The following is a 24452-nucleotide window of genomic DNA, read 5'->3' as shown; positions in this document are numbered from 1 at the left end:
TATCATGAAAAAACCTACTTTTTCTAGTATAGCCACTATAATTATAACAATTTTTATAGGCCTACACTCCTACGCTCAAAACTATGTGCCTTTTGCACCAAGATTTAATCAAGATTTAAAAGGTGATATTGTATTAATTGGTAATAATATTCTTGGCCCAGATAACAATGCTTTTAATGATAACTCCGTATACAATCATAATGTCGATATGCAATATATTGATATCGATGGTGACGCAAGTACTTTTAGTTCTTCTAGTGCCGATTTAGAAATACCAAATCCAAATTGTTATGAAATTATTTACGCAGGTTTATATTGGGGCGCTGTAAATCCAGGTAATGAGCCTATTACCGATGTAAGATTTAGAGGGCCATCTGGTGGATATAATGATATCACAGGAACAATAATTTATGATGCAGGAGGCACATCAGTAGATGGTGGGGATAGTTTTTCATATGCATGCTTTGCAGATGTAACCTCTATAGTTACTAGCTTTGGTTCTGGTGCAGATTTAGGAACATACACCGTTGCAAATGTATCATCTGGTGTTGGGGAAACTGCAAATTTTAACCCTTTTAATGGTACTGGTCAGTCAGCTGGATGGTCACTTTTTATAGTATATGAAGATCCTACTCTTCCTGGTAAGTCAATAACAAGTTTTGATGGCTTTAGTGCAATTAGTGTTCCTGGTAACAATCCTAGCTTGGATATTCCTGTTGATGGTTTTAGAACAGTTCCTGCTCCAGCACCAGTAAGAGCAAATTTTGCATTCGCCACTCTTGAGGGTGATAGTCCTATATTAGGAGATCGACTAAGACTAAATGGAACTAGCTTATCTACAGCTGATAGACCTGTAGCAAACTTTTTTAATAGTTCTGTTACTCAACTAAGTGCTTTACCAGTAAACAATAGAGTGCCAAATAGTACAAATACACTTGGGTTTGATACTGGTGTAATTGCAATACCTAACCCTGGAAATTCAGTCATAGCTAATGATGCAACATCTGGAACCATACGATTAGAAACTAGTGGCGATACTTATTTTCCGTATTTCTTCGCCTTTGCAGTAGAAATTATCGAGCCAAATATTGTACTTACAAAAATTGTAGAAGACGATTCTGGTATCAATATAGGTGGTCAAGGTGTTGGTTTGTCTACACCATTAAATTATGTTATTGGCTTTCAGAATACAGGAAATGACAATGCAACAAGTCTTCAGATTAGAGATATCCTTCCAATTAATATCGTTTATAATCATCCTACCGATTTAGTGCTTCCACCTGGTGTAACAGTTAATAGTTATAATCCAGCAACAAGAGAACTTATTTTTGATGTTGAAGATTATTTAGTTGAAGAAAATGATCCAGTTTATGAAATACGAATTGAAGTAGAAACTGTTGATTCTTGTCAACAATTAGCTGATGCTTGTTCAAATATTATAAATAACCAAGCCTTTGCGACATATAATGGATTTTTCAATCCAACATTTCAGATTACTGATGATCCAAGTATAGATAGTAATACAGGGTGTTTACTTACACCGCAAGCCACTAATTTTCTAATTAATTTAGACTGTACTTTTGAACAAGAGCAGGTACTTTGCGGTTCTACATTAGATTTAACAGCTGCTGATGGTTATGATTCATATTCTTGGTCTACAAGTCCAACAGGAACTCCAGTTATTGGTAGCGCTCAAACGATTACAGTAAGTGCAACAGGTACTTATTATTCATTTAATACAGCCTTAGCACCATGTCAATCTATTGTGCAACAATTTAATGTTGAGCTTTTTGGTGGTACAACAACTAACCCAGTTATTCCTTTTGCAGACGAAGTTGTCATTTGCCCAAATGACGGTAAAGAATTACCTAACATTTATTTATGTGGTGCTGAAGATTTTGTAAATATAGATACCAACATATCTGGTGCTTCTTCAATTATTTGGGAACAGTTAGATGAGACCAGCTGCCCAGCTGTAACTGATACAGATTGTGCTAATGAAGATGATTCATGTACTTGGAATGAAGTAGCTACAGGCCCTGATTTTGTCGCTGACACTGCAGGACAATATAGATTAACCATAAATTATGAAGGTGGTTGTTTTGTTCAGTTTTATTTTAATGTTTACGAAAATCTATTAGATCCTTCAGTAGTCGCTGAAGACATTATTTGTACAACACCAGGAAGTATAACGGTAAATGATGTGCCTTCTGGCTACGAATATAGTTTAGATGGTATAACGTATCAAGCAAGCAATATATTCACTATTACTACGCCGGGAACATATACTGTTTATATCAGACAAATCGGTATAGATACAAATCCTTGTGTATTTACGGTTCCAGATGTTCAAATAAGAGAACGAGATTTTACAGTATCAACAGTAGTTACTCAACCATTTTGTAACGGAGATAAAGGCAGTATTCAAATATCAGCAAATGATGTAGAGCCACAATATACGTTTGAAATATATCAAGGTGGAACATTGGTTAATAGTGTAGGTCCAATTATCGAAAACACTTATTTGTTCGATAACTTAAATACTGGAACATATACAGTAACTGCAACAACTGAAGATGGTTGTACTTATTCTGAAGATGTAGTTATTGTAGAGCCACCTTTACTAACAGTCACTGCGGCTTTAACAACACCTTTGACATGTTCCGATGGTGAGATCACTATTTATCCTGAAGGCGGCACTCCACCCTATTTTTATTTTATAAATAGTACTACCGATTTTCAAACCGTACCCGAATATACAGTTACAGCAGCTGGGACTTATGATATTACAGTTATTGATGCTAACAATTGTAGTGCGACAACTTCAATTACCGTGGATGCAGCGTTACCTCCTGACTTTTCAGTAAATACAATAGATATTTTATGCCCAGGAAATAATGATGGTAGTATTACTTTTACCGTTAACAACGCTAATGGAAATACTATAAGCTATAGTATTGACAATGGTGTAACGTTTTCAAATTCTCCAGTGTTTTCTGGTTTGTCTGCAGGAAACTATGATGCAATTATTGAATATACATTTGGAGGCGTTATATGTACAACTAGTCCACAAACTGTTGTTATAAACGAAAACCCACCAATTGATGGTACAGCTGAGCTAAGTGCTCCTTTTACTTGTACAAGTAATGGAACAATTTCTGTTACAGGCGTTTCTGGAGGAACAGCTCCTTATTCGTATAGTATCGATGGCGTAAACTATCAGCCGAGTAATACATTTACTGGTTTAGGGCAAGGCACATATACAGTAACTATAAGAGATTTGAATGATTGTACATTCATCACTAATGAAATTACAATTCCTCCATTAAATCCGCCTACTGATTTAGATTTTAGTAATAGCCCAATCGATTGTTCAACAAATACAACAACAATAACAATTACCAATATTACTGGTGGAACAGGCGTATTAGAATATCAGATTATAGCACCGGCTTCTGCTACAACACCTTATCAATCATCAAATGTATTTCCAGGGTTAGAACCTGGAACATATACGTTTCAGGTAAGAGATGAAAATAATTGTGAGTATAGTGAATCTTATACAGTTGCTCCATTACCTGTGTCAACTGTAAATATTGTATTAACAGAAGGATTAGATTGTACAGCTAGCCCAGATGCTGTTATTACAGGGACCATCAATGGTACTGCTCCATATACGTATGCTGTTTCAATTAATGGTTCTGCATTCAGTCCTTTAGGTAGTACAGGAAACACATTTACATATTCAACATCTACAGCTGGCGATTATCAATTTGAGATTACAGATGGAAATGGATGTACTGTATTATCATCAATTATTACAGTAAATTCTATAGTTCCTCCTGCATTGAGTGCTGTAGTACAAAGTCAAAATATAAATTGTAATGGTGAAGCTACAGGAGCATTAGACATAACAATTGATAATACGGTTGGTACACCACCATTTGTTATTAATGTAAATAATGACACTACAAGCACAGATTATGGAAATCAAACAACCAGTTTACCAGCTGGTGATTATACAGTTACCATTACCGATGCAAACTCTTGTACAGATACTCAGGCTATTACAATATCTGAACCTGATCCTATACTTGTTAATTCTAGTACAGTAGATATTACTTGTACAGCTTCTGGCGTTTCGCAGGGTTCTGTCATCATAAACTCTGTAACTGGTGGTACAGCTCCCTATAATTACTTTGTAACAGGAACTAATGGCTATTCCAATTCAGAGCTTAACGCTACTGGTTCAACTTCTGTAAGTTTTGATGTCGTTGACTTTGGATTATATCAAATAAATGTAGTAGATGCTAATGGATGTTCAGTTTTAATTCAAGATGTATTAGTGGCTTCTCCTCCATCAGATTTAGATATAACCATTACACCAACTGTTAATTGTTCTACTGGTGGTGAAGCAACAATAGCTGTTAGCTCTGCACTTAGTAGTTCGGGTCCTTTTTGGTTTTCGATTTATCAAGAGCCATTTGTACCATATACTGTAGGTGACCCAAATTGGTTGGCAGAGAATCCTGCAGGTAGTGCTTCTACAATATTTACTGGGTTAATCCCTGGAGTGCAATACACATTCGTTGTATATGATAGCGCTACTAACTGTACGTATTACGAAACTTCTACAGCATCCATACCTACAAATTCTACGCTAACCTTAAGTGCTTTTGGCAGTAACAACATAACATGTACTGGTGATGCAGATGGTAATGTATCTTTTACTATTGAAAGTGTATATGCTACTAACGTTGATGTTAGCTACCAAGTTTATGAATCACAATCTTTAACTCCAATTGGTGCAATAGGAATTGGAACTGTTCCTGCAAATGGAAGTTTAGTAGTTACAGATTTTGAAAGTTTACCATTTGGAAATTATTTTGTGTCTATCAGTGAAACTACAGGTCCTAATGCGGGCTGTGGAATTGTCACTGCTCCTTTTAATGTTACTGAATCAGAATTTCCTTTAGACTTATCTGTTTTTGTGAATCAAAACGCTAATTGTAATGCAAATTCTGGGGTTGTTTCTGCAGTTGCCGAAAATGGTACTGCGCCATATCAATATCAAATTACAACAACACCAACAGCACCATTAGCAACTGATGCTGGATGGGGCTCAGCAAGTACATTTAATTTAGATGCTAATACATACTATGTTCATGTATTAGATGCTTATGGTTGTATCGTTACAAGCCCAGCTACGATATTACCAATGGACGATTCTCCTGTAATTACAGCTGTTGTTAATGATGACTGTTTAGATATAGATGGAACGTTTCAAATAGATGTAAATTTAGCATCAGCTGGAATAGCTCCTTATAGTATTAGTATAGATGGAGGTGCTTTTCAGGTACAAAGTTTCCCTTTCACTATTTCAAATCTAGCATCAGGAAATCATACTGTAGAAATCAATGATGCAAATGGCTGTGGAAACTTAGTCTCAATAGATATTTTGCCAATCTTAAATATAACACCAGATGTAACAGCATTACCAACTTGTAATAATGATGATGGCATAATTACACTTTCGCCTTCTGGTGGCTCTGGTACTTATACGTATAGTATTTTACCAAATAATCCATCAATTACTATAACAGGAAACACTATTTCTGATGTCCCTTCAGGATTATATGATATCACAATTACTGATAGCGTTACTGGTTGTACTGAAGAGGTTTCTGTAGCATTACCTGAAGCTATTGCTCCTACTTTTGATTTAACACCAACTTCGGTAACATGTTTTAGTGATAATACTGGAAGCTTTGATATAGATATTACAAATTATTCGGGCACATATACATATGAAGTCATTGATAGCACAAATACATCTGTTTTTGGAGTTGTTTCTGCAAATACAACTACAAATCCATTAACTGTAAGTAGTCTAACTTCTGGGACATATACAGTAATTATAACTGAAACTCAAAGCCCTTTTTGCTCATCAACTTCGGATGTAATAATTGGTTCTCCACTTGAAGAGTTATTATTAGATGTCACAGAAACATCTAATGTAACTTGTAATAATAATGTTGGAACTATTACTGCAATTGCAACTGGAGGTTGGGGAGATTATCAATACGAATTAACCGGAGATGCAACCGTTCCTTTTTCATCAAATGGAACATTTACAAATTTATCCGCTGGTGATTATACAGTTAATGTTAGAGATGCTGAAGGTTGTATCGTTTCTGAAAATATAAGATTAGATGAGCCTACTCCAATTGATGCTATTTTCACACCTAGTACAAATATGCTAGCTTGTTTTGGGGACTCAAATGGGAGTATCACAATTACAAATGTTACTGGAGGACAAGGAAGTAATTATACATATACTTTAAATACTATTTCTCCAGTTATAGCTTCATCTGGACCTCAAACATCTAATGTATTTGATGGGTTAGCTGCTGGAACATATCAAGTAGTAATTAATGATGGTTTTGATTGTGAATTGATATCTATAGACATTCCGATTTCAGAACCAACACCTATAAATGCCAATTTAGTAAAAGCATCTTCTCAAACTTGTTTTACAGAATCTACATTGACGCTTAGTGCAACTGGAGGTACTGCACCATATTCGTATAGTGCAGACAGTTCTTTTGCTACAGTTTTAGGAACGTTTAACTCATCTACAACTTTTAATGTTCCGGTAGGGACATACTCTTATTATGTTAGAGATGTAAATAACTGTATCGCAATAATATCAAATGATATTACTATAGACCCGTTACCAGATTTAACGATTAGCTTAGACTCAGTAAATCCAACTATTAATTGTGCTGGTGACAATACAGGAAGTATTACGGCTACTGCAACTGGTGGTTTAGGTAATTATACTTACACGTTAGAAGATACAGCAGGAAACACCATAAATGCTACACAAAACACACCAGGTTACTTTACAGAGCTTATAGCTGGCAATTATGTAGTTTCTGTTGTAAGTGGTGATTGTAATGCAATATCATCTACAATTCCTATTACAGAACCTTCAACAATTCTTGAAGCGACATTAAGCGTAATAAATGTGCAATGTGCTGGAACAGATAATGGTTCAATCTTAGTTAATGCTACCGGTGGAACAGGAATTATCAAGTATGCTATTTCACCTCAATTAAATCAATTTTTTGATACTAACCTTTTTGAAAATTTAGAACCAGGCGAATATGATATCATTGTTCAAGATGAACTTGGATGTTACTTGACTTTTACAGAAACTGTCACTGAACCTGTGCAGGTATTATTGAGTATAGTGCCCAATTCAATTTTACCTGAGGTTTGTGACGGTGATTTAGATGGTGAGTTTAGTATAGATATATCTGGAGGTACAACACCATATAGTGTGAGTTTAGATAATTATGATGGCCCATATACAACAGGTCTTATTGGACAAACACAGTTTGATTTTACAGATTTAGCTGGTGGAGACCATATTGTATACGTTAGAGATGCGGAAGGTTGCGAATCTGAATGGAATATTACTTTCCCTAATTCAGCAAGAATAAATCCAGAAATAGAATTATCGTACGATTGCGACCAAAACGCACAGACAAATACAGTAACAGTTACTGTTGATGACTCTATAACCGATTTATCTGAACTAGATTATTCACTAAATGGCGGACCATATCAAGCTAGTAATGTATTTACAAATATTCCTGTAGGAACTGATAATTACATTGACGTAAGGCACAGTAATGGTTGTATTCAAACCACAGAACTATTTGATATGTCAGATTATGACCCAGTAACAATTACCTTATCAGAAGGTGAATTAAATGAAATTGTTGCTCAAGGTGGTGGCGGAACAGGAAGTTATACATATACATTTAATGAAGAAGACTCTGGCGTAGAGAATACGTATACAATTACCCAATCTGGCATATACATTGTAACTGTTACAGACACTAATGGATGTACAGCTATTGCTCAAGTAGAACTTGAATTTGTAGATATATGTGTGCCAAACTATTTTACACCAAATGGAGATGGAACTACTGATACTTGGGCTCCAGGATGCATAGACAATTATCCAAACTTAGAATTCGACATTTTTGATAGATATGGTCGTAAAGTAGCCACTTATCGTGTAGGTGAATATTGGGATGGGCGTTATAATGGCTCAGAATTACCAACAGGTGATTACTGGTACGTAGTTAGACCAAATGGTTCAAGTGTAGACCGCTCATTTGTTGGGCATTTCACCCTTTATAGGTAATTCCTAACTAATTAAACAAGAAACAGATGAAAAAAAATCTACTATATATATTACTGAGCTTTTCAATTTATAGTTCTGCACAAGAGCTAAATTTACCTGTATTTACACAATACCTAGCTGATAATGAATTTGTAATTTCCCCGACATTTGCTGGTATTGGCGATAATGTGAGAATACGTGCAAATGGATTAACACAATGGGTTGGTATTAAAGGTGCTCCAGATAATCAAGCTCTATATGCTGATATGAGAATAGGAAATCGCTCAGGTGTTGGTGTAAGTATGTATAATGACAAGAACGGTAATACGAGACAAAAAGGGATTAAATTTTCTTTCGCACATCACCTAACGCTAGGCTATAATTCTAAGCAATACTTATCCTTTGGATTGTCTTATAACATTAATAGTTTTCGTATTGACATAGAAAACTTTGTGGCCACTCCAGACATTCCAATTGTAGACCCAAGTATTATTGATGATCGCTCACAAACCAATAATAATTTTGATGCAGGGTTTTTATATCGATACAGTAATTTTTATCTAAGCTTTAATGTAAATAATATCTTAGAAAAAGATGTAAATCCCTTTACGGGATTAGAGCCAAATAGTTTAACCAATTATCAATTGTTTAGTGGATTAGTTTTAAGAAGCTCACAAGATAGAATGACGGAATATGAACCCTCAGTGTTTTACCAAAGATTTAACAGTGACGGACGATCAAGTACTGACATTAATTTTAAGTATAGAAAGCTAAATAGATATGGTGATTACTACTGGATTGGAGCTTCTTATCGTTTTTTAAATGATCAATTATTAAAGCCTCTTAATATTGGACCTATGGCAGGCGTCATGAAAAAAGGATTCTACTTTGCGTATTCTTACCAATTTACAGTTAATGATTTAGCGGGTTATAATTCAGGAACACATAGTATTACTATTGGTATAGATTTACTACAAGGCGTTAGTAATTGTGAGTGTACTACTGGTGCAAGAGAATATTGGAAATATCAGTAATCCTTAAATGTTAATATTTTTAGGATAAACTTTAGTTAACTTATAATAGAACGCTTTATATATCGTTTACATTTGCGCATCTATTATTTATAATCAAATGAAACCTATAATAGCTTCAATTGTATTTCTGTTGGCTTCTACTCTATTATTTACCCAAAATACGCCTCAGGATTCTTTAAAAATTGTTGTTAAATCAATACCTGAAAAAGGGCTTCCCACTCAAGAAATTATTATTCCTTTAGTAGATTTAGATAGTGCTGTAAATGATTCTATTGATATAAAAGCAGAGTTTTGGGATACTGTAAATTTTAATCCCTACCGAAATGAAGTGGTTAAGTTTCCATTACAGATTACATTCAAAGATTCTAATTACGCCTCACCAATTACAAAAAATAAGGTTATTACGTCTCGCTATGGTTGGCGTCGTGGAAGACCACATCAAGGCATAGATATCGATTTGGTTACTGGAGATAGTGTTGTTAGTATATTAGATGGTGTGGTACGTTTTGCAAAATATAGTCGCGGTCATGGCAAAGTCGTAGTTATTAGACATTATAATGGTCTTGAAACGGCTTATGCACATTTATCTAAAATAAAAGTAAAGCCAAATGACACTATTGCAAAAGGTCAACTTATTGGTAAAGGTGGTAATACTGGGCGTTCTACAGGTAGTCACTTACATTTAGTAACAAGTTATAAAGGTCAATACATACATCCAGAATATATTTTTGATTTTTCTGAAGATAATAAAATAAGGTCTAAAGAATTATGGGTTACCAAAGAATGGACACGCGCATCATTACATAGTCCAAGACGTAAATCTAAGCTTAAGTTGTTTACTACTAAAGAGCAAGCATTAGCGAGTTTAGTAAAAACTAAAAAAGTATATGTTGTTAGGTCTGGTGACACACTTTCTAGAATTTCGAAACGTAACAATGTCTCTATTGCTGCGATTTGCAGAACAAATTCAATCAGAAAATCTTCAACACTAAGAATTGGGCAGAAATTAGTTTTAGAACTATAGTATAATCTGATTTAAATTTTACTGGTTTTGATTTGTTGTCTGTGTGAATTAACTTCACGCAACAAATTTTAGCAATCATGAAGTACGTTTCTTTACTATTTATTTCTTTATTATTTATTTCTTGTAAAACGGAGAAACCTAAACTAACTGATGTCGAAAGATGGCAAGAAATTGCTGAAAATATCACAATAATTAGGGACAATTTTGGCATACCACATGTTTATGGCAAAACAGATGCAGAAGCTGTTTTTGGTTTATTATATGCACAATGTGAAGATGATTTTAATCGTGTAGAGCAAAATTATATATGGGCTACAGGTCGATTAGCAGAGGTTGAAGGAGAGTCTGCCATATATAGTGATTTACGTGCTAAGATGTTTATGACCATTGATGAAGCCAAAGAAAATTATGACAAAAGCCCAGACTGGTTAAAAGAATTGTGCAACGCTTTTGCAGATGGTATTAATTATTATCTATACACACATCCAGAAGTAAAACCACGTTTGCTTACAAAGTTTGAACCTTGGATGTCTATGTACTTTTCTGAAGGCTCTATTGGTGGCGATATTGAACGTGTGTCTACCAGAAAGATTAAAGCCTTTTATGAAGGTGGGGATTCTAAACTATTCGAAGAGGCTAAATCAAAAAAAGAACGGTTGGAAACTGAACCTTCTGGCTCTAATGGTATTGCAATATCAGGAAAGCTAACAAAATCTGGAAACCCAATTTTATTGATTAATCCACATACCTCATTCTTTTTTCGAGGAGAAGTTCATGTAGTAAGCGAAGAAGGACTTAATGCCTATGGTGCAGTAACTTGGGGGCAGTTTTTTGTTTATCAAGGATTTAATGAGAAAACCGGTTGGATGCATACTTCTACTTATACTGATGTTATTGATGAATTTGAAGAAGATTTAATAAAGGTTGAAGACAAACTCATGTATCGCTATGGTAAGGAATTAAGAGAAGTAAAATCTTTTGAAACAACACTAAAGTATAAAGATGGCGATTCTATTAAAACTAAAACGTTTCCATTTTACAGAACACATCACGGACCAATTACTCAGAGTAAAGATGGCAAATGGATTGCCACTGCTATGATGTGGGAACCAGTAAAAGCTTTAGAGCAATCTTACATCCGTACCAAACAAGACGGTTATAATGGGTTTAGAAACATGATGAATATAAAAACCAATTCATCTAACAATACGGTCTATGCAGATGCTGAAGGCAATATTGCTTATTTCCATGGTAATTTTATCCCTAAACGCGATATTAGCTTTAATTATAGACAACCAGTAGATGGCAGTAATCCAAAAACAGATTGGCAAGGATTACACGAAGTAGATCAACATATCACACTATTAAACCCTGAAAATGGTTGGCTCCAGAATTGTAATTCTACGCCTTTTACAGCTGCTGCAGAGTTTAGCCCTAAAGTAGAAGATTATCCAAATTATATGTCCTTAAATCGCGAAAATTTTAGAGGTGTTCATGCAATAGATTTATTAAGTAAAAACAAAGATTATACTTTAGATTCTGTTATTGAAATGGCACATGATCCATATTTGCCAGCTTTCGAAGTTTTGATTCCAGGATTAACCGCAGCATATGACAAAATTGATAGAACTAAAGAATTAGGTGGAGCTATAGAAATACTAAGAAACTGGGATTATAAAACTTCAAAAGAATCAGTAGCTATGACCTTAGCTCATTTTTATGGAATGAATGTTTTGCGTAATGGTAGTCGACCAAATCCAATGAATTCTATGCAGCTATTTGAATACTTTGGAAGCGACTCATCACCAGATTTTGAAAAATTGAAAATATTTAAAGAGACAATTAACTACCTCACAGAAACTTTCGGGTCTTGGAATTTACCGTGGGGAGAAGTCAATCGTTATCAAAGACTCAACAGCGATATCAAGCAAAAATTTGATGATAACAAACCCAGTATTCCAGTTGGTTTTGCATCAGGTCGTTGGGGAGCATTGGCTGCATATGGCGTTAGTTACACAAACCCAGAAGCCAAGAAGATATACGGAACTCGTGGTAATAGCTTTGTTGCAGTAGTAGAGTTTGGTGATAAAGTAAAAGCTAAAACAATGTTAGCTGGTGGTCAAAGCAGTAATATAAATTCACCTCATTTTAATGACCAAGCACAGCGTTATGCGGATATGGAATTTAAAGATGTGCCTTACTATTATGAAGATGTTATTAAAGTAGCTGAAGAAACCTATAAGCCAGGAAAACGCAATTAATTAGCTCCTTTTTCTTTCAATGCAGTGATTTTACCATTATAAGAAATGGTTTGTCTGTTAGTACTATTAACAGTTATTGTGGTGTTGCCACCATAATTAATTCTATATATAAATTTTAAAAAATCACCCGGTGAGTCGGCTTTAAACTTAATTGTTATTACTTTTTTCTTTTCGTTATAATCAATAGTATAATCTTCAATTTCACCTTTGTATTGTATACCTCGTTCATTTGAGATGCGTTTTGGAAAAAAGACACGACCAAAATATGGTAAATAGACATCAGCATTATTCGCATCAATACTCACCTTATTAGAATTGTTTGAAATATCTACTCTACCACCTTGAAAAACGGCTCCACCGCCAGGAAGGCTTAGCCCAATACTTGAAATATCATTCCCTAATGGGATAGCCCATTTTGCTTCAAATTGAAAGCTTCCGGATTCAATTAATGCTTTTGTCTCGTTATACTGAGTTTCTATTCGCTCTTTTTTAGCTTGTTTTCTTTCTGCTCGAGTCTGAGAAAAACTAATACTAGAAACAAATAGACTGAGAACTAATATGAGAATTGATTTTTTCATAACTAAAGATTTATACCTTAAAGTTAATCAAAAATTATACCGATAATAGTTAAAATTACGACTTTAACCTTTAATTATCAAATAATTAAGCGACTTAATGTTTGCTCTAAAGTTACAGAGTAAACTCTTTAAAGGTAATATCTAATGCTTTTTGGGTATCAACAACTTTTTGCATTTCTCCAGATATAATTAAAGCAATTGATTGTCCTGTTTTCCCAGCTCTTGCAGTTCGGCCACTACGATGCGTATAATATTCTAGCTGTTCTGGTAATTGATGATGAATCACAAACGCCAAATTATTGACATCAATACCGCGGGCAGAAACATCAGTAGACACTAAAAATTGTAAACTTTCATTTTTAAATGCGCGCATCACTTTATCACGCTCTTTTTGTTGCATATCGCCTTCTAATGCATCAACTGAAAAACCTTCGTTTTTAAGCTCTTGTGCTAATTTTTTTGTACCAGCTTTTGTTCTACAGAAAATAACACCTCTATCATTTGGATGTTTATCTAAAAGTTTACTGATAACTAAGGTTTTATTTGGTATTGACGTATTTATAAAATGATGTGAAATATTTTCATTTACTAAAGCGTTTTTATCAATCTCAATACGCACAGCATCATGAGACATATAGGTCTTAACCATCTTCAGAATTTCGTTGGGCATCGTTGCAGAGAACAGCCATGTGTTTCGTGTTTCAGTATTATACTTTAAAATCTTACTTAAATCTTCTTTAAAGCCCATACTTAGCATTTCATCTGCCTCATCTAAAACTAAAGTTTTAACGTGACTAATATCCACTGCACCTCTTTCTACAAGGTCTAATAATCGCCCTGGTGTAGCAACAACTATGTGGGTAGTTCTAGAAAGTGCCTTTATTTGCCTATCCATCTTTTCGCCACCATAAACACCTTCTACAAAAATCTTGTGGTCAATATATTTTGTGAATTTAAAAAGCTGCTTTTTAATTTGTTGCACCAACTCTCTTGTAGGTGCAATAATTAAAGTTTGTACATTATCATTACTGGCATCTATTGAATTTAATACTGGTAAGCCAAAAGCTGCTGTTTTTCCTGTGCCAGTTTGTGCTAAACCAATTAAGTCAGTTTTAGATTCTAATAAAACAGGTATAACTTCTTGCTGTATTTTTGTAGGATGCTTAATTCCTAACTCTTTTAAACCTTTTACATAAGATTTTGAAATACCAAGTTCTAAAAATGTTGCCATTGCTAATAATTTTGCTGCAAAGGTAAACTTATTTAAGTCCGCCACTTCAATTATTAATGCTTCTTTGTATTTTTAAATCCGAATGAAAAACAACATCGAATTTCAGTATAAAGGGTTTTTAAAAACTCATAATCTTTGGAGTAATTCAGATGTTTTTGAACTTGAACAATTTCAATTTGAAACTAAGTTATTTTCTATTGAAAATCATTCTAGATTTAAAGAGATTAGACTGGGCAAACGTGTTGAAGAATTTATAAGTCATCAGCTAAAAAATTCAGAAAATACAGATGTTAAAGCTGAAAATATTCAGATTAAAAATGATAAAATTACTATTGGTGAATTGGACTTTATACTAAAAGACAAATCCAAATGTATTCATCTTGAAGTGATTTATAAATTCTACCTCTATGACCCAAATGTGAATGGAGATGAATTATCGAAATGGATTGGTCCAAACCAAAAAGACAGACTAGTTTATAAGCTTCAAAAGCTAAGAGATAAGCAACTACCACTTCTCTACTCCAACCACTGTAGAGACGCATTGGAGACATTTAATATTCAAACAGAAGACATTAGTCAGCAAGTTTCTTATAAAGCCCAGTTATTCTTACCCTTTGAAAGCCATATTAAAGATATATCACCTCTAAATTACGACTGCATTTCAGGATTTTATCTCTCTTTCAATAAGATTGAACTATTTAAAAGTTTTAATTTTTATATTCCAAATAAACTGAACTGGTTAGTGGAGCCATATTATGAAGTAGATTGGATAGATTTTATTGAGGCTAAGAGAATAATTAAAGATTGCATGAATAAAGAACGCTCACCTATGGTATGGCTTAAAAACAGTAATAATAACTTGCAAAAATGCTTCATCACATTTTGGTAGTACATACACATTATAAAATATATAAACCTTATGGATATTTAAGTCAGTTTGTAAACAACCAGAATAAGCGTCGCAATAAAAAGTTATTAAGTGACTTGTTCGATTTTTCTCAAAAAACAATGGCAATTGGTCGTTTAGATGAAAAATCAGAGGGTTTACTTCTTTTAACAACTGATGGGAAATTTAGCGAGTATATTAGAAGTGCTAATATTGAAAAAGAATATCATGTTATGGTTGATGGTATTATTACTAACAATATAGTTAATCAATTAAAAAAAGGTGTTGAAATCTCTGTTAACAGTAAACCATATATGACTAAACCCTGCAAAGCAGAAATTTTAAAAGACACATCGCATATTACAGAACGCTTTGTACGTGATGAGCGCCATGGTGCTACATCTTGGTTGAGCATTACTATTACTGAAGGTAAGTTTAGACAAGTTAGGAAAATGACTTCTAAAGTAGGTTTACCAACATTGAGATTGGTTCGCGTTAGAATTGGAGATTATAAACTAGGTAATATGAAACCTGGAGCATATGAAAGTATTAGTTGCCTTCATTCTTAGCCGTAATCTTTGGTTTCTCATTAATAAACGTGATTTTGGCTTTTACACCAGTAAGTAAATTCCACTCCTTTGATGATACGACATTCCCTTTATCATCATAAACAACAAATTCTGCTGTATTTGGTCCAGAATCCCCTTGATTAAGAGCTGTGATATCAATCATATTAATACCTTCAATAAGGTTGATTTTTAAGCGTCTGTATTGAGAAGTTAGCGTCACATTTCTGTATACTATTTCTCCATTTAAAGAGACGCTTACTCGGTCACCATCAGGATACTCGTGATCACGACAAACTATATTTACAAACTCAGTATCTATATTATATTGACCTAAGAATTGATCACTCATAAATTTTCTTATGCCTAAAGCTTGGGCTTCTTTTTTCCAGCGTTCTTCGAAAATTTCACCAGGGTTTCTTAAACCATCATCATAAATTAAGGAAAAAGGACGTTCGACTTCAGTTGCCTTTTTTCTAGAAATAGTATTACTCTTATTACTAGATTTGTCTTTGTCTGCTTTTGGATTTTTCTTTGGAGCAACTTTAATACGTATCGGTGTCGAATCTTTTTCTTTCTTAGATTCTACAGCTGGGATTCTAATCGTCTTTTTCTCTTTATCAGTCACTTGAGCATTCAGCGTAAAGCCAAAGGCTATAAAGCAGAGAATGATTAAAAAACGATTGTACATATTTGATTTAATTTATTAAGGCATAAGCAACAAAAACTATACCTATTTCAAATTAAACGCATAAAAAACAAAAACCTTTCAAAAAAAAGTTAAAACTTTCCGTTGAAACTTAGTCTTAAACGCCTGTTATACTCTTCAAAAAGCCAGTCTTTGTAGTTTTGAGTACTGTTCATAATACAATAGCAATATTGCTTAATTCTATAAGCTATTTCGTCTTGCAATTCTTTTATCAACTCTCGGGCTTCAAAAACATCTTCGCAATTTTCGATGCATATTTTTGAATGTTGCTCTATCGAGCGCTCAATTACTGTAAATGATTTTTTTCCTGAATTAAGAACTTGCTTATACTCAGCCTTCACATTAAAATCCAAAGATTCGGACTTTTTAAACTTTTTACGAAGTGTATCTGGCATTTCATAAACAAAATCACGTTCTAGCGTATCGTCATCAACAATATTCTCCAAATAAAAATCTGGATATTTGAAAATATGCTGCCAATCTACAGGCTGATCCCAAGGTCCAAAACGAGCAATATTATTACCCAAATCTACAACCTGAAACGATTTTCTATCACCATAGATACGTGAGCCACGACCAATCATTTGAAAATATAAAGTCAATGATCTTGTAGCACGATTTAAGATTATAGACTCTACCGATGGCTCATCAAAACCAGTCGTCAATATACTTACCGAAGTTAATATAGCATCAGGTGTATCCTTAAACCATTCAAGTGTTTCTCTTCGCTCTTCTTTATTCGCAGTATTATCAAGATGCCTTACATTATAACCAGCTCTTCTAAATGTATGGTAGACTTCTTTAGATGTATGGATACCATTATTAAAGATTAATGTCTTTTTACCTTTGGAAGTGTCATCAAATGCAGTTAGAAGCTTTGTTTGCATAAAGCTATTGGTATATAATGCTTCAGACGATTTTACCGTATAATCACCATTAATACCAACTTTTAAAGATGTTAATCCAACATCGTAACTTAACATTTCGGCTTTAGCCAAAAACCCGTTTTTAATCAATGTAGAAATATCATCACCAACAATTAGATTGTTATAATTATCCTTCATTGGTAACTTAATATTACTACTTAAAGGCGTAGCTGTAACCCCAAGAATAAAACAATTATCAAAGAATTTAAATAACTTCCTAAATGAGTTATAATGTGCTTCATCAATAATTACAAGCCCAATATCTTTGAGTTCAAAATCATTTTCAGATAAACGATTATTCAGAGTCTCAACCATTGCAACAAAACATTGATACTCATCCTGGTCAGGTAAATCCTTTACTTTACTGTTTATAATCTTATTTTTTACATCAAACCCAGAAAGTACACTCGAGGTTTGCTTACACAACTCAATACGGTGTGTAAGTATAACTACCTTTTTGTTTCTGTCTTTAATATAACGTCTAACAATCTCTGAAAAAATAACTGTTTTTCCGCCGCCAGTTGGTAACTGGTAGAGCAAATTATAATCATCAGGAGATTCATCCATGACATCAAAAATTCGATTGAGGTCAGATATTTGATAATCGTAGAGTCGCTTTTTACTCTCTTTTTCTACTTGTATTTGGGTGTCTACAGACATATGATGCTTAAAATGTGTATTAATAGCTGAGGCCAATTAATTGTTTAACGGACCAATTTTGCAAAAATAGCACATAATAACGGTTTCAAAGGCTCTTGTTAACAACATTTTAAAAGTGGTATTGTTTTTGTGATTTCTTTAACATTAATCCTAAAAACGTCAACTATTATGAGAAACTCAAGAAGAAATGCCCCATCCGTTAATGCTGGTTCAATGGCAGATATTGCTTTTTTACTACTCATCTTTTTCTTAGTCACCACTACTATTTCTGCAGATAAAGGAATTTTAAGAAAACTACCTCCAAAATGTTTAACGCCCGATTGTGATATAATAATAAATGATAAAAACATCTTTAAGATTTATATAAATATGAATAATGAAATTATGGCTGAAGATGAAATTATAGAGCTAGAAGAATTAAAAGATTTAGTTATTGCATTTATAGATAACAATGGAGAGAAGGTTTGTGATTATTGTAATGGTGAGCAATTGCCTAACTCATCAGATAAACCTTCAGAAGCTATAATATCATTAAAACACGATGCATTGACCAATTATGGTATGTATATAGCTGTTCAAGATGAAATAAGTGATGCCTATTATGATTTACGCGCAGCATATGCGAAAAAGACATATGATAAGATTCCTGATGAGTTATCAAAAGAAGAATTAAAGGCAGTAAAAGAGGCTTATCCTTTTATACTATCTGAAGTTAACGTTAAACGTGACTAAGGTTAATGTAACGTTAATGTCTGTTAAATCAGTGTTTTAGTTGTAACATAAATTTTTATTGGTCGTCTTTATAGTGTAATCAATTAAAAATCGAACAATCATGAGAACATTAAACAACAATCAGTTAACGAGCAGGAATTCAGAAGCTAAAAGTTTTACTTGGAACAGTAAAAGGCGTTTTAGATAATCTTTTAAAATCAATCAATTATGAAAGCCTTATCAAAAATCGTCAACACATCTAACAGTTTAGATGACGACCTAGAAAACATTAGACTATGAATCTAATCAGAATCGAATTTGAATAAACCAGTATTAGTTGTAATGCTGGTTTTTTGTTTTTAACGCTTTACTACATTATTTTTATGCAAAATTGAAACTTCGATTATGAAATTAAAAGCTACACTACCCTTTCTTGTTCTAACCATTCTAATATCAAGTTGTAAATCTGAACCGAAAACTGAAGAAGAATTAATCGCTTATGCCAAAGACATTCACGACCGCGTTATCACCTTAGATACACATTGCGATATTAATGTGGCAAATTTCACAGATTCGATTAATTATACGCAACGATTGGATAACCAGGTAAACTTGCCAAAAATGCTAGAAGGTGGTTTAGATGTGCCATGGTTTATCGTATATACAGGACAAGATTCATTATCTAGAGAAGGTTTTGAAAAAGCACATACCAATGCCATGTCAAAGTTTAACGCTATTCATCGTTTAGTTAGAGATTATGCACCAAATCAAATTGAATTGGCTAGAACATCTGATGATGTCAGACGTATCAATGCATCTGGCAAAAAAGTGGCCATGATTGGTATTGAAAATGGTTACCCTGTTGGATTAGATATTGAAAATGTCCAGAAATTTTACGATTTAGGAGCACGATACATGTCCTTATCACACAATGGGCACAGCCAGTTGTGTGATAGTAATACTGGTGAAGCTGATAATAATTGGTTGCATAATGGGTTAAGTGATTTCGGGAAAATGGTGCTTAAAGAAATGAATAAAGTCGGTATGATGATAGACGTTTCACATCCATCAAAAGAAGCTATGCGTCAAATGATAGAACTCACAGAAGCACCAATCATTGCCTCACACTCTTCAGCTAGAGCCTTATGTGATCATAGTCGTAACCTTGATGATGAGCAACTACAATGGCTAAAAGATAATGGTGGTGTTGTACAAACTGTGGCTTTTAGAAGTTATTTAAGTACAGAAAAATCAGAAGCTAGAAATAAGAAATCTACAGAAATTAAAACCCAAATAGCAGACTCATTAGGTGTCACTTATTATGGTCGTCGTGAGTTTAGAGCTTTAGATAAGACACTACAGGATTCTATTAGAGAAAGTGGTTATTTATCAAAAATTAATGATTTGGCTAAAGCTAAAATTGATGCTATGGCTGATTTTCCACCAGAAGTTAATGTCTCTGACTTTGTAGACCATATCGATTATTTAGTTGGTAAAATGGGCATTGACCATGTTGGTATTAGTAGTGATTTTGATGGCGGTGGTGGTATTGAAGGCTGGAATGATGCCTCAGAAACCTTTAATGTGACTTTAGAATTAGTACGTCGTGGGTATTCAGAAGAACAAATAGAACAATTATGGTCTGGTAATTTGCTTAGGGTTTTAGATGAGTGTCAGGCTGTGGCTGAGAGTTTGAAGTAATTTCTTAAAGCTACCTCCATAGCCCACCAATACTTTTTTTTATTTAAAAATGTCCAACTTAAATAATCATACAATCCCAAATAACACCATTCCCATACTATAAAGTTTAAGAACATCGTAAAATTAATCTTCTTTCGGATTTGAGTTACATCTTTTCTCGAAACACCATTCGCTTCAAGTAATTTTAAAGACTCTACTTTCTCCTGTTCTTCAAATTCTGTATCAAGATATGGTCGACACATATGTTCCCATATATCAAGCCTATCTATTATTGGTATATTATTTTTTTTAGCAAAATCTTTTAAAGAATTTTTGCAATCATTTTTTACAAAAATCACTTCTATATCTTTATAAACTAATGAAGGCGGAAAAGTATTTAAGTTTACTTCAGAAATTTCAGTTGATAATATTTTTTTTGAAGTATTGACTTGGCTTTGCTTGAAGAAATAACCATTTGGAAATTTTATTTCTTTTTTATTAAACACAATATTAATTTTATTGTACTTATTTTTCATATTCAATTTTGATTCAATACTCCAACAACTTCTTCAGTTCATCTTCAAATCTACCTTTTGCTAAATACTGCTGCTCTAATTGGCTATCAAAAGGTATTGGTGTTTCTAAACTCGCCACACGCTTTACTGGTGCATCTAGATATTCAAAACACTCTTCCATCAGCATAGCTGACAAATCACTAGCTATACCTCCAAACATAGAATCTTCTTGTAATATAATGGCTTTATTGGTTTTCTTTACAGAATTAATAATAGCCTCTTTATCTAAAGGCTGTAATGAGCGCAAATCAATTAAGTCCGCAGAGATATCAGCATTGTTTTCTATAATCTCTAAAGCCCAATGCACGCCTGCACCATAAGTTATTATGGTAATACCATTTCCTTCTTTAAGCAGAGACGCTTTTCCTAAAGGCAATGTGTAATAATCTGTAGGTACGTCTTGACGAATACTTCTATATAAAGCCTTATGTTCAAAAAACAACACAGGATTTGGGTCATTAATTGCCGTAGCTAATAAACCTTTAGCATCCGCAGGAAAAGCAGGATATACCACTTTTAAACCTGGTGTTTTAGTAAACCAAGCTTCATTGGTTTGCGAGTGGAATGGCCCGGCAGCAACACCAGCACCACAAGGCATACGTATTACTACATCAGCTTGCTGATTCCAACGGTAATGGGATTTTGCTAAATAATTTACTATTGGATTAAAACCAGAACTCACAAAGTCAGCAAATTGCATTTCTACAACAGCTTTCATTCCCGCAATAGATAATCCCATTCCAGCTTCAACAATGGCAGATTCACAAATCGGTGTATTGCGCACTCTTTCTTTACCAAACTGTTCAACAAAACCATCAGTAATTTTAAAAACACCACCATATTCAGCGATATCTTGACCCATAATGACTAGGTCATTATGACGCTTCATAGACTGTTTTAAGCCTTCAGAAATAGCATCTATCAAACGTAGTTCTTTTATTTCTTTATTTTTATTAACTTCTTGATATACAAATAATTTATACACATCATTTAATTCAATACTTATGTCTGGCACTATTTTTTCTTCTGCATAAGCTTTGTCTAAAGCCTCATTAATTTCATGAATGATAGCTTCCTTAAATTCAACCTCTTTTTCTTCGGTTAAAATCCCTTGAGTTCTTAAGTACTCTTGGTAATTTTCTAAAGGGTCTTTTGCAGCCCAATGGTCCATTAATTCTTGCGGTACATACTTAGTACCGCTTGCCTCTTCATGACCACGCATTCTAAAAGTTTTAAATTCTAGTAGCACTGGACGTGGATTTTGACGAATGTCTTCAGCCAATTCAGAAACTTTTGTATAGACTTCTGTAATATTATTACCATCAATAATGTGAGATTCCATACCATAACCCTTGCCTCTATCAGCCAAATGCTCACAATTATATTGCTCAGCAGTTGGTGTGGATAACCCATAACCATTATTTTCAATACAGAATAGTACTGGTAATTGCCAAACAGAAGCCACATTCAACGCTTCATGAAAATCGCCTTCGCTAGTTCCACCTTCTCCTGTGAAAACAGCAGTTGCCTTATTATTTTTCTTCAATAGGTTAGCCAAAGCAATACCATCTGCAACACCAAGCTGCGGTCCCAAATGCGATATCATTCCAACAATATTGAATTCTTGTGTTCCAAAATGAAAAGAGCGGTCACGTCCTTTTGTAAATCCACTTGCTTTTCCTTGCCACTGGCAGAACAATCGAAATAACGGAATCTCTCTAGTCGTAAAAACGCCTAGATTACGATGCATTGGCAAAATATATTCTTCTTTATCCAATGCCATAGTAACACCAACAGAAATCGCCTCTTGACCAATACCAGAAAACCATTTAGATATCTTGCCCTGTCTCAGTAGAATAAGCATCTTCTCTTCTATTAACCGAGGTCTTAGCATGTTATAATATAACTGTATTAGCTTCTCGTCACTTAGAGAAGCTCTGTTATAATTTATAGGTTTCAATGTTGGGTTAGACATGTATGTAACATTTTTAATCGTCAATCAAATGTAACTAAAATAGATAGAAATTATAACTAATAGTTCATCAATTTTATTGGTATAAATCTCCTGTTTTTATTGGGTTTTCACTAGATTTGTATTACATGTAATTAATAAAACTGCATATCATGGACAGAATACCTAGTGTAGACCTTAAAGATTTTTTATCCGGTGACCCAAACAGAAAGCAAAAATTCATAAATGAAATTGGAAAAGCCTATGAAGACATTGGCTTTGTAGCATTGAAAGGTCATTTTTTAGATGATGAATTAGTTGATAGTCTTTATACTGAAGTTAAAAACTTTTTTGATTTACCTGTTGAAAAGAAACGTGAATACGAAATAGAAGGCATTGGTGGTCAACGAGGTTATATCTCTTTTGGAAAGGAAAGTGCAAAAGGCAAAAAAGAAGGCGATTTAAAAGAGTTTTGGCATTTTGGACAGTATGTTGAAGATGATGAAGAACGTCGTAAAGAATACCCTGAAAATGTTGAAGTAAAAGAATTACCAAATTTTAATGCTGTTGGTAAAAAAACTTATGCAAAACTTGAAGAAACAGCAAAATACGTATTGCGTGCATTAGCCCTTTTTGTTGGACTTGAAGAAAATTATTTTGACAATTATATACATAACGGTAATTCTATTTTAAGACCAATACATTACCCACCGATTATTGATGAACCAAAAAATGCTGTTAGAGCTGCTGCACATGGCGATATTAACCTTATCACTTTATTAATGGGCGCTCAAGGTCGTGGTTTACAAGTGCAAAACCATAAAGGAGATTGGATTGATGCTATTGCTGAGCCAGACGAATTAATGATTAATGTTGGAGATATGTTGTCTAGACATACCAATAACAAATTAAAATCTACAATACATCGTGTGGTGAATCCACCGAGAGAATTATGGGGAACATCTCGCTACTCTATTCCTTTCTTTATGCATCCAATTAGCGAAATGAAATTAGATGTTTTAGATAGTTGCGTAGACGAAAATAATCCAAAGCAGTTTGAAGATATCACCGCAGGAGAATTCTTAAATGAACGTTTGATAGAATTGGGTCTGAAAAAGTAAGCACAGATAATGGATTTACAAGATCAATTAAAAAACCTCTTTCCTGACCATATTCCAGAAGTTTCAGAAAATGAAGCTGAAGAAAAGTCAGATATTTGGCTGCAAGACGACCCAATTATATGCAAATACGAAAAGCGTAAAGGCAAGCCAATTACAATCTTAGAAGGCTATACTGGTGCTATTAAAGATTTCAAAATGCTGGCTAAAGAATTGAAGCAAAAACTTAGTGTTGGTGGTAGTTTTAAAGATGATAAAATTATTATCCAAGGTGATTATCGGGATAAAATAATGAGCATTCTTAAAGACAAAGGCTTTAATGTAAAACGTGTTGGTGGCTAA

General features: G+C 33.8%; 16 protein-coding genes. 10 read left to right on the top strand and 6 right to left on the bottom strand.

Annotation, left to right across the window (positions count from 1 at the left end; translation table 11 throughout):
• The first annotated feature begins 4 nt into the window (after positions 1-4).
• The 4 genes from Q0770_RS10810 to Q0770_RS10795 all read left to right on the top strand — a co-directional run bounded on the left by Q0770_RS10810 (position 5) and on the right by Q0770_RS10795 (position 12519).
• Entirely contained in the window at positions 5-8221 is an 8217-nt protein-coding gene (locus Q0770_RS10810) for a T9SS type B sorting domain-containing protein (protein WP_299116813.1), read from the top strand.
• Between the two features lie 26 nt (positions 8222-8247).
• Complete coding sequence (locus Q0770_RS10805; protein ID WP_299116811.1) at positions 8248-9234, top strand: type IX secretion system membrane protein PorP/SprF; 987 nt, start codon at positions 8248-8250, stop codon at positions 9232-9234.
• 97 nt (positions 9235-9331) lie between these two features.
• Positions 9332-10258, top strand: a complete 927-nt coding sequence (locus tag Q0770_RS10800; RefSeq protein ID WP_299116810.1) for a M23 family metallopeptidase — start codon at positions 9332-9334, stop codon at positions 10256-10258.
• Positions 10259-10335: 77 nt separating this feature from the next.
• Positions 10336-12519 carry an acylase gene (locus Q0770_RS10795; RefSeq protein WP_299116808.1) on the top strand — a complete coding sequence of 728 codons (2184 nt, stop codon included), beginning with the start codon at positions 10336-10338 and terminating at the stop codon, positions 12517-12519.
• Here Q0770_RS10795 and Q0770_RS10790 read toward each other — a convergent pair.
• Entirely contained in the window at positions 12516-13097 is a 582-nt protein-coding gene (locus Q0770_RS10790; RefSeq protein ID WP_299116806.1) for a DUF4251 domain-containing protein, read from the bottom strand. The two genes, Q0770_RS10795 and Q0770_RS10790, sit on opposite strands and share 4 nt — an antisense overlap.
• A 112-nt stretch (positions 13098-13209) precedes the next feature.
• A complete protein-coding gene (locus tag Q0770_RS10785; protein WP_299116804.1) occupies positions 13210-14328 on the bottom strand; it encodes a DEAD/DEAH box helicase in 1119 nt (372 codons plus the stop codon).
• A gap of 82 nt (positions 14329-14410) precedes the next feature.
• Here Q0770_RS10785 and Q0770_RS10780 point away from each other — a divergent pair, with 82 nt between their 5' ends.
• A complete protein-coding gene (locus tag Q0770_RS10780) occupies positions 14411-15217 on the top strand; it encodes a DUF1853 family protein (RefSeq protein WP_299116802.1) in 807 nt (268 codons plus the stop codon).
• Positions 15196-15783, top strand: coding sequence for a pseudouridine synthase (locus Q0770_RS10775; RefSeq protein WP_299116800.1), 588 nt, complete (start codon positions 15196-15198; stop codon positions 15781-15783). Before Q0770_RS10780 ends, Q0770_RS10775 begins: the two co-directional genes overlap by 22 nt.
• Here Q0770_RS10775 and Q0770_RS10770 read toward each other — a convergent pair.
• On the bottom strand, positions 15764-16471 hold the full coding sequence (locus Q0770_RS10770) for a hypothetical protein (RefSeq protein ID WP_299116798.1): 708 nt from the start codon (positions 16469-16471) through the stop codon (positions 15764-15766). The genes Q0770_RS10775 and Q0770_RS10770 overlap by 20 nt on opposite strands.
• A gap of 89 nt (positions 16472-16560) precedes the next feature.
• Entirely contained in the window at positions 16561-18075 is a 1515-nt protein-coding gene (locus Q0770_RS10765) for a DEAD/DEAH box helicase (protein ID WP_299117464.1), read from the bottom strand.
• 168 nt (positions 18076-18243) lie between these two features.
• On the opposite strand from Q0770_RS10765, the gene Q0770_RS10760 reads away from it, so the two are divergent.
• Together Q0770_RS10760 and Q0770_RS10755 are read left to right on the top strand one after the other, a co-directional pair.
• The gene (locus tag Q0770_RS10760) at positions 18244-18807 is read left to right on the top strand and encodes a biopolymer transporter ExbD (RefSeq protein ID WP_299116796.1); all 564 of its coding nucleotides are present in this window, start codon (positions 18244-18246) and stop codon (positions 18805-18807) included.
• 384 nt (positions 18808-19191) lie between these two features.
• On the top strand, positions 19192-20487 hold the full coding sequence (locus tag Q0770_RS10755; protein WP_299116794.1) for a dipeptidase: 1296 nt from the start codon (positions 19192-19194) through the stop codon (positions 20485-20487).
• Here the strand turns inward: Q0770_RS10755 and Q0770_RS10750 are convergent.
• Positions 20460-21002: a hypothetical protein gene (locus tag Q0770_RS10750; RefSeq protein WP_299116792.1), complete on the bottom strand. Its 543-nt coding sequence runs from the start codon at positions 21000-21002 to the stop codon at positions 20460-20462. The two genes, Q0770_RS10755 and Q0770_RS10750, sit on opposite strands and share 28 nt — an antisense overlap.
• Positions 21003-21015: 13 nt before the next feature.
• Positions 21016-23016: a dehydrogenase E1 component subunit alpha/beta gene (locus Q0770_RS10745; protein WP_299116790.1), complete on the bottom strand. Its 2001-nt coding sequence runs from the start codon at positions 23014-23016 to the stop codon at positions 21016-21018.
• A gap of 149 nt (positions 23017-23165) precedes the next feature.
• On the opposite strand from Q0770_RS10745, the gene Q0770_RS10740 reads away from it, so the two are divergent.
• Both Q0770_RS10740 and Q0770_RS10735 read left to right on the top strand, forming a co-directional pair.
• A complete protein-coding gene (locus tag Q0770_RS10740) occupies positions 23166-24113 on the top strand; it encodes an isopenicillin N synthase family oxygenase (protein ID WP_299116788.1) in 948 nt (315 codons plus the stop codon).
• A 9-nt stretch (positions 24114-24122) separates the two neighbouring features.
• Positions 24123-24452: a translation initiation factor gene (locus tag Q0770_RS10735; protein ID WP_299116786.1), complete on the top strand. Its 330-nt coding sequence runs from the start codon at positions 24123-24125 to the stop codon at positions 24450-24452.

It is taken from the genome of uncultured Winogradskyella sp. (assembly GCF_947501905.1).
Taxonomy (GTDB): Bacteria; Bacteroidota; Bacteroidia; order Flavobacteriales; family Flavobacteriaceae; genus Winogradskyella.
The sequence above is the reverse complement of the archived record's forward strand: the minus strand, read 5'-3'. Positions and strand labels throughout refer to the sequence as shown.

Coding starts and splice junctions, on each gene's coding strand:
- Q0770_RS10810 (WP_299116813.1), top strand. CDS start 5: ATGAAAAAACCTACTTTTTCTAGTATAGCCACTATAATTATAACAATT.
- Q0770_RS10805 (WP_299116811.1), top strand. CDS start 8,248: ATGAAAAAAAATCTACTATATATATTACTGAGCTTTTCAATTTATAGT.
- Q0770_RS10800 (WP_299116810.1), top strand. CDS start 9,332: ATGAAACCTATAATAGCTTCAATTGTATTTCTGTTGGCTTCTACTCTA.
- Q0770_RS10795 (WP_299116808.1), top strand. CDS start 10,336: ATGAAGTACGTTTCTTTACTATTTATTTCTTTATTATTTATTTCTTGT.
- Q0770_RS10790 (WP_299116806.1), bottom strand. CDS start 13,097: ATGAAAAAATCAATTCTCATATTAGTTCTCAGTCTATTTGTTTCTAGT.
- Q0770_RS10785 (WP_299116804.1), bottom strand. CDS start 14,328: ATGGCAACATTTTTAGAACTTGGTATTTCAAAATCTTATGTAAAAGGT.
- Q0770_RS10780 (WP_299116802.1), top strand. CDS start 14,411: ATGAAAAACAACATCGAATTTCAGTATAAAGGGTTTTTAAAAACTCAT.
- Q0770_RS10775 (WP_299116800.1), top strand. CDS start 15,196: ATGCTTCATCACATTTTGGTAGTACATACACATTATAAAATATATAAA.
- Q0770_RS10770 (WP_299116798.1), bottom strand. CDS start 16,471: ATGTACAATCGTTTTTTAATCATTCTCTGCTTTATAGCCTTTGGCTTT.
- Q0770_RS10765 (WP_299117464.1), bottom strand. CDS start 18,075: ATGTCTGTAGACACCCAAATACAAGTAGAAAAAGAGAGTAAAAAGCGA.
- Q0770_RS10760 (WP_299116796.1), top strand. CDS start 18,244: ATGAGAAACTCAAGAAGAAATGCCCCATCCGTTAATGCTGGTTCAATG.
- Q0770_RS10755 (WP_299116794.1), top strand. CDS start 19,192: ATGAAATTAAAAGCTACACTACCCTTTCTTGTTCTAACCATTCTAATA.
- Q0770_RS10750 (WP_299116792.1), bottom strand. CDS start 21,002: ATGAAAAATAAGTACAATAAAATTAATATTGTGTTTAATAAAAAAGAA.
- Q0770_RS10745 (WP_299116790.1), bottom strand. CDS start 23,016: ATGTCTAACCCAACATTGAAACCTATAAATTATAACAGAGCTTCTCTA.
- Q0770_RS10740 (WP_299116788.1), top strand. CDS start 23,166: ATGGACAGAATACCTAGTGTAGACCTTAAAGATTTTTTATCCGGTGAC.
- Q0770_RS10735 (WP_299116786.1), top strand. CDS start 24,123: ATGGATTTACAAGATCAATTAAAAAACCTCTTTCCTGACCATATTCCA.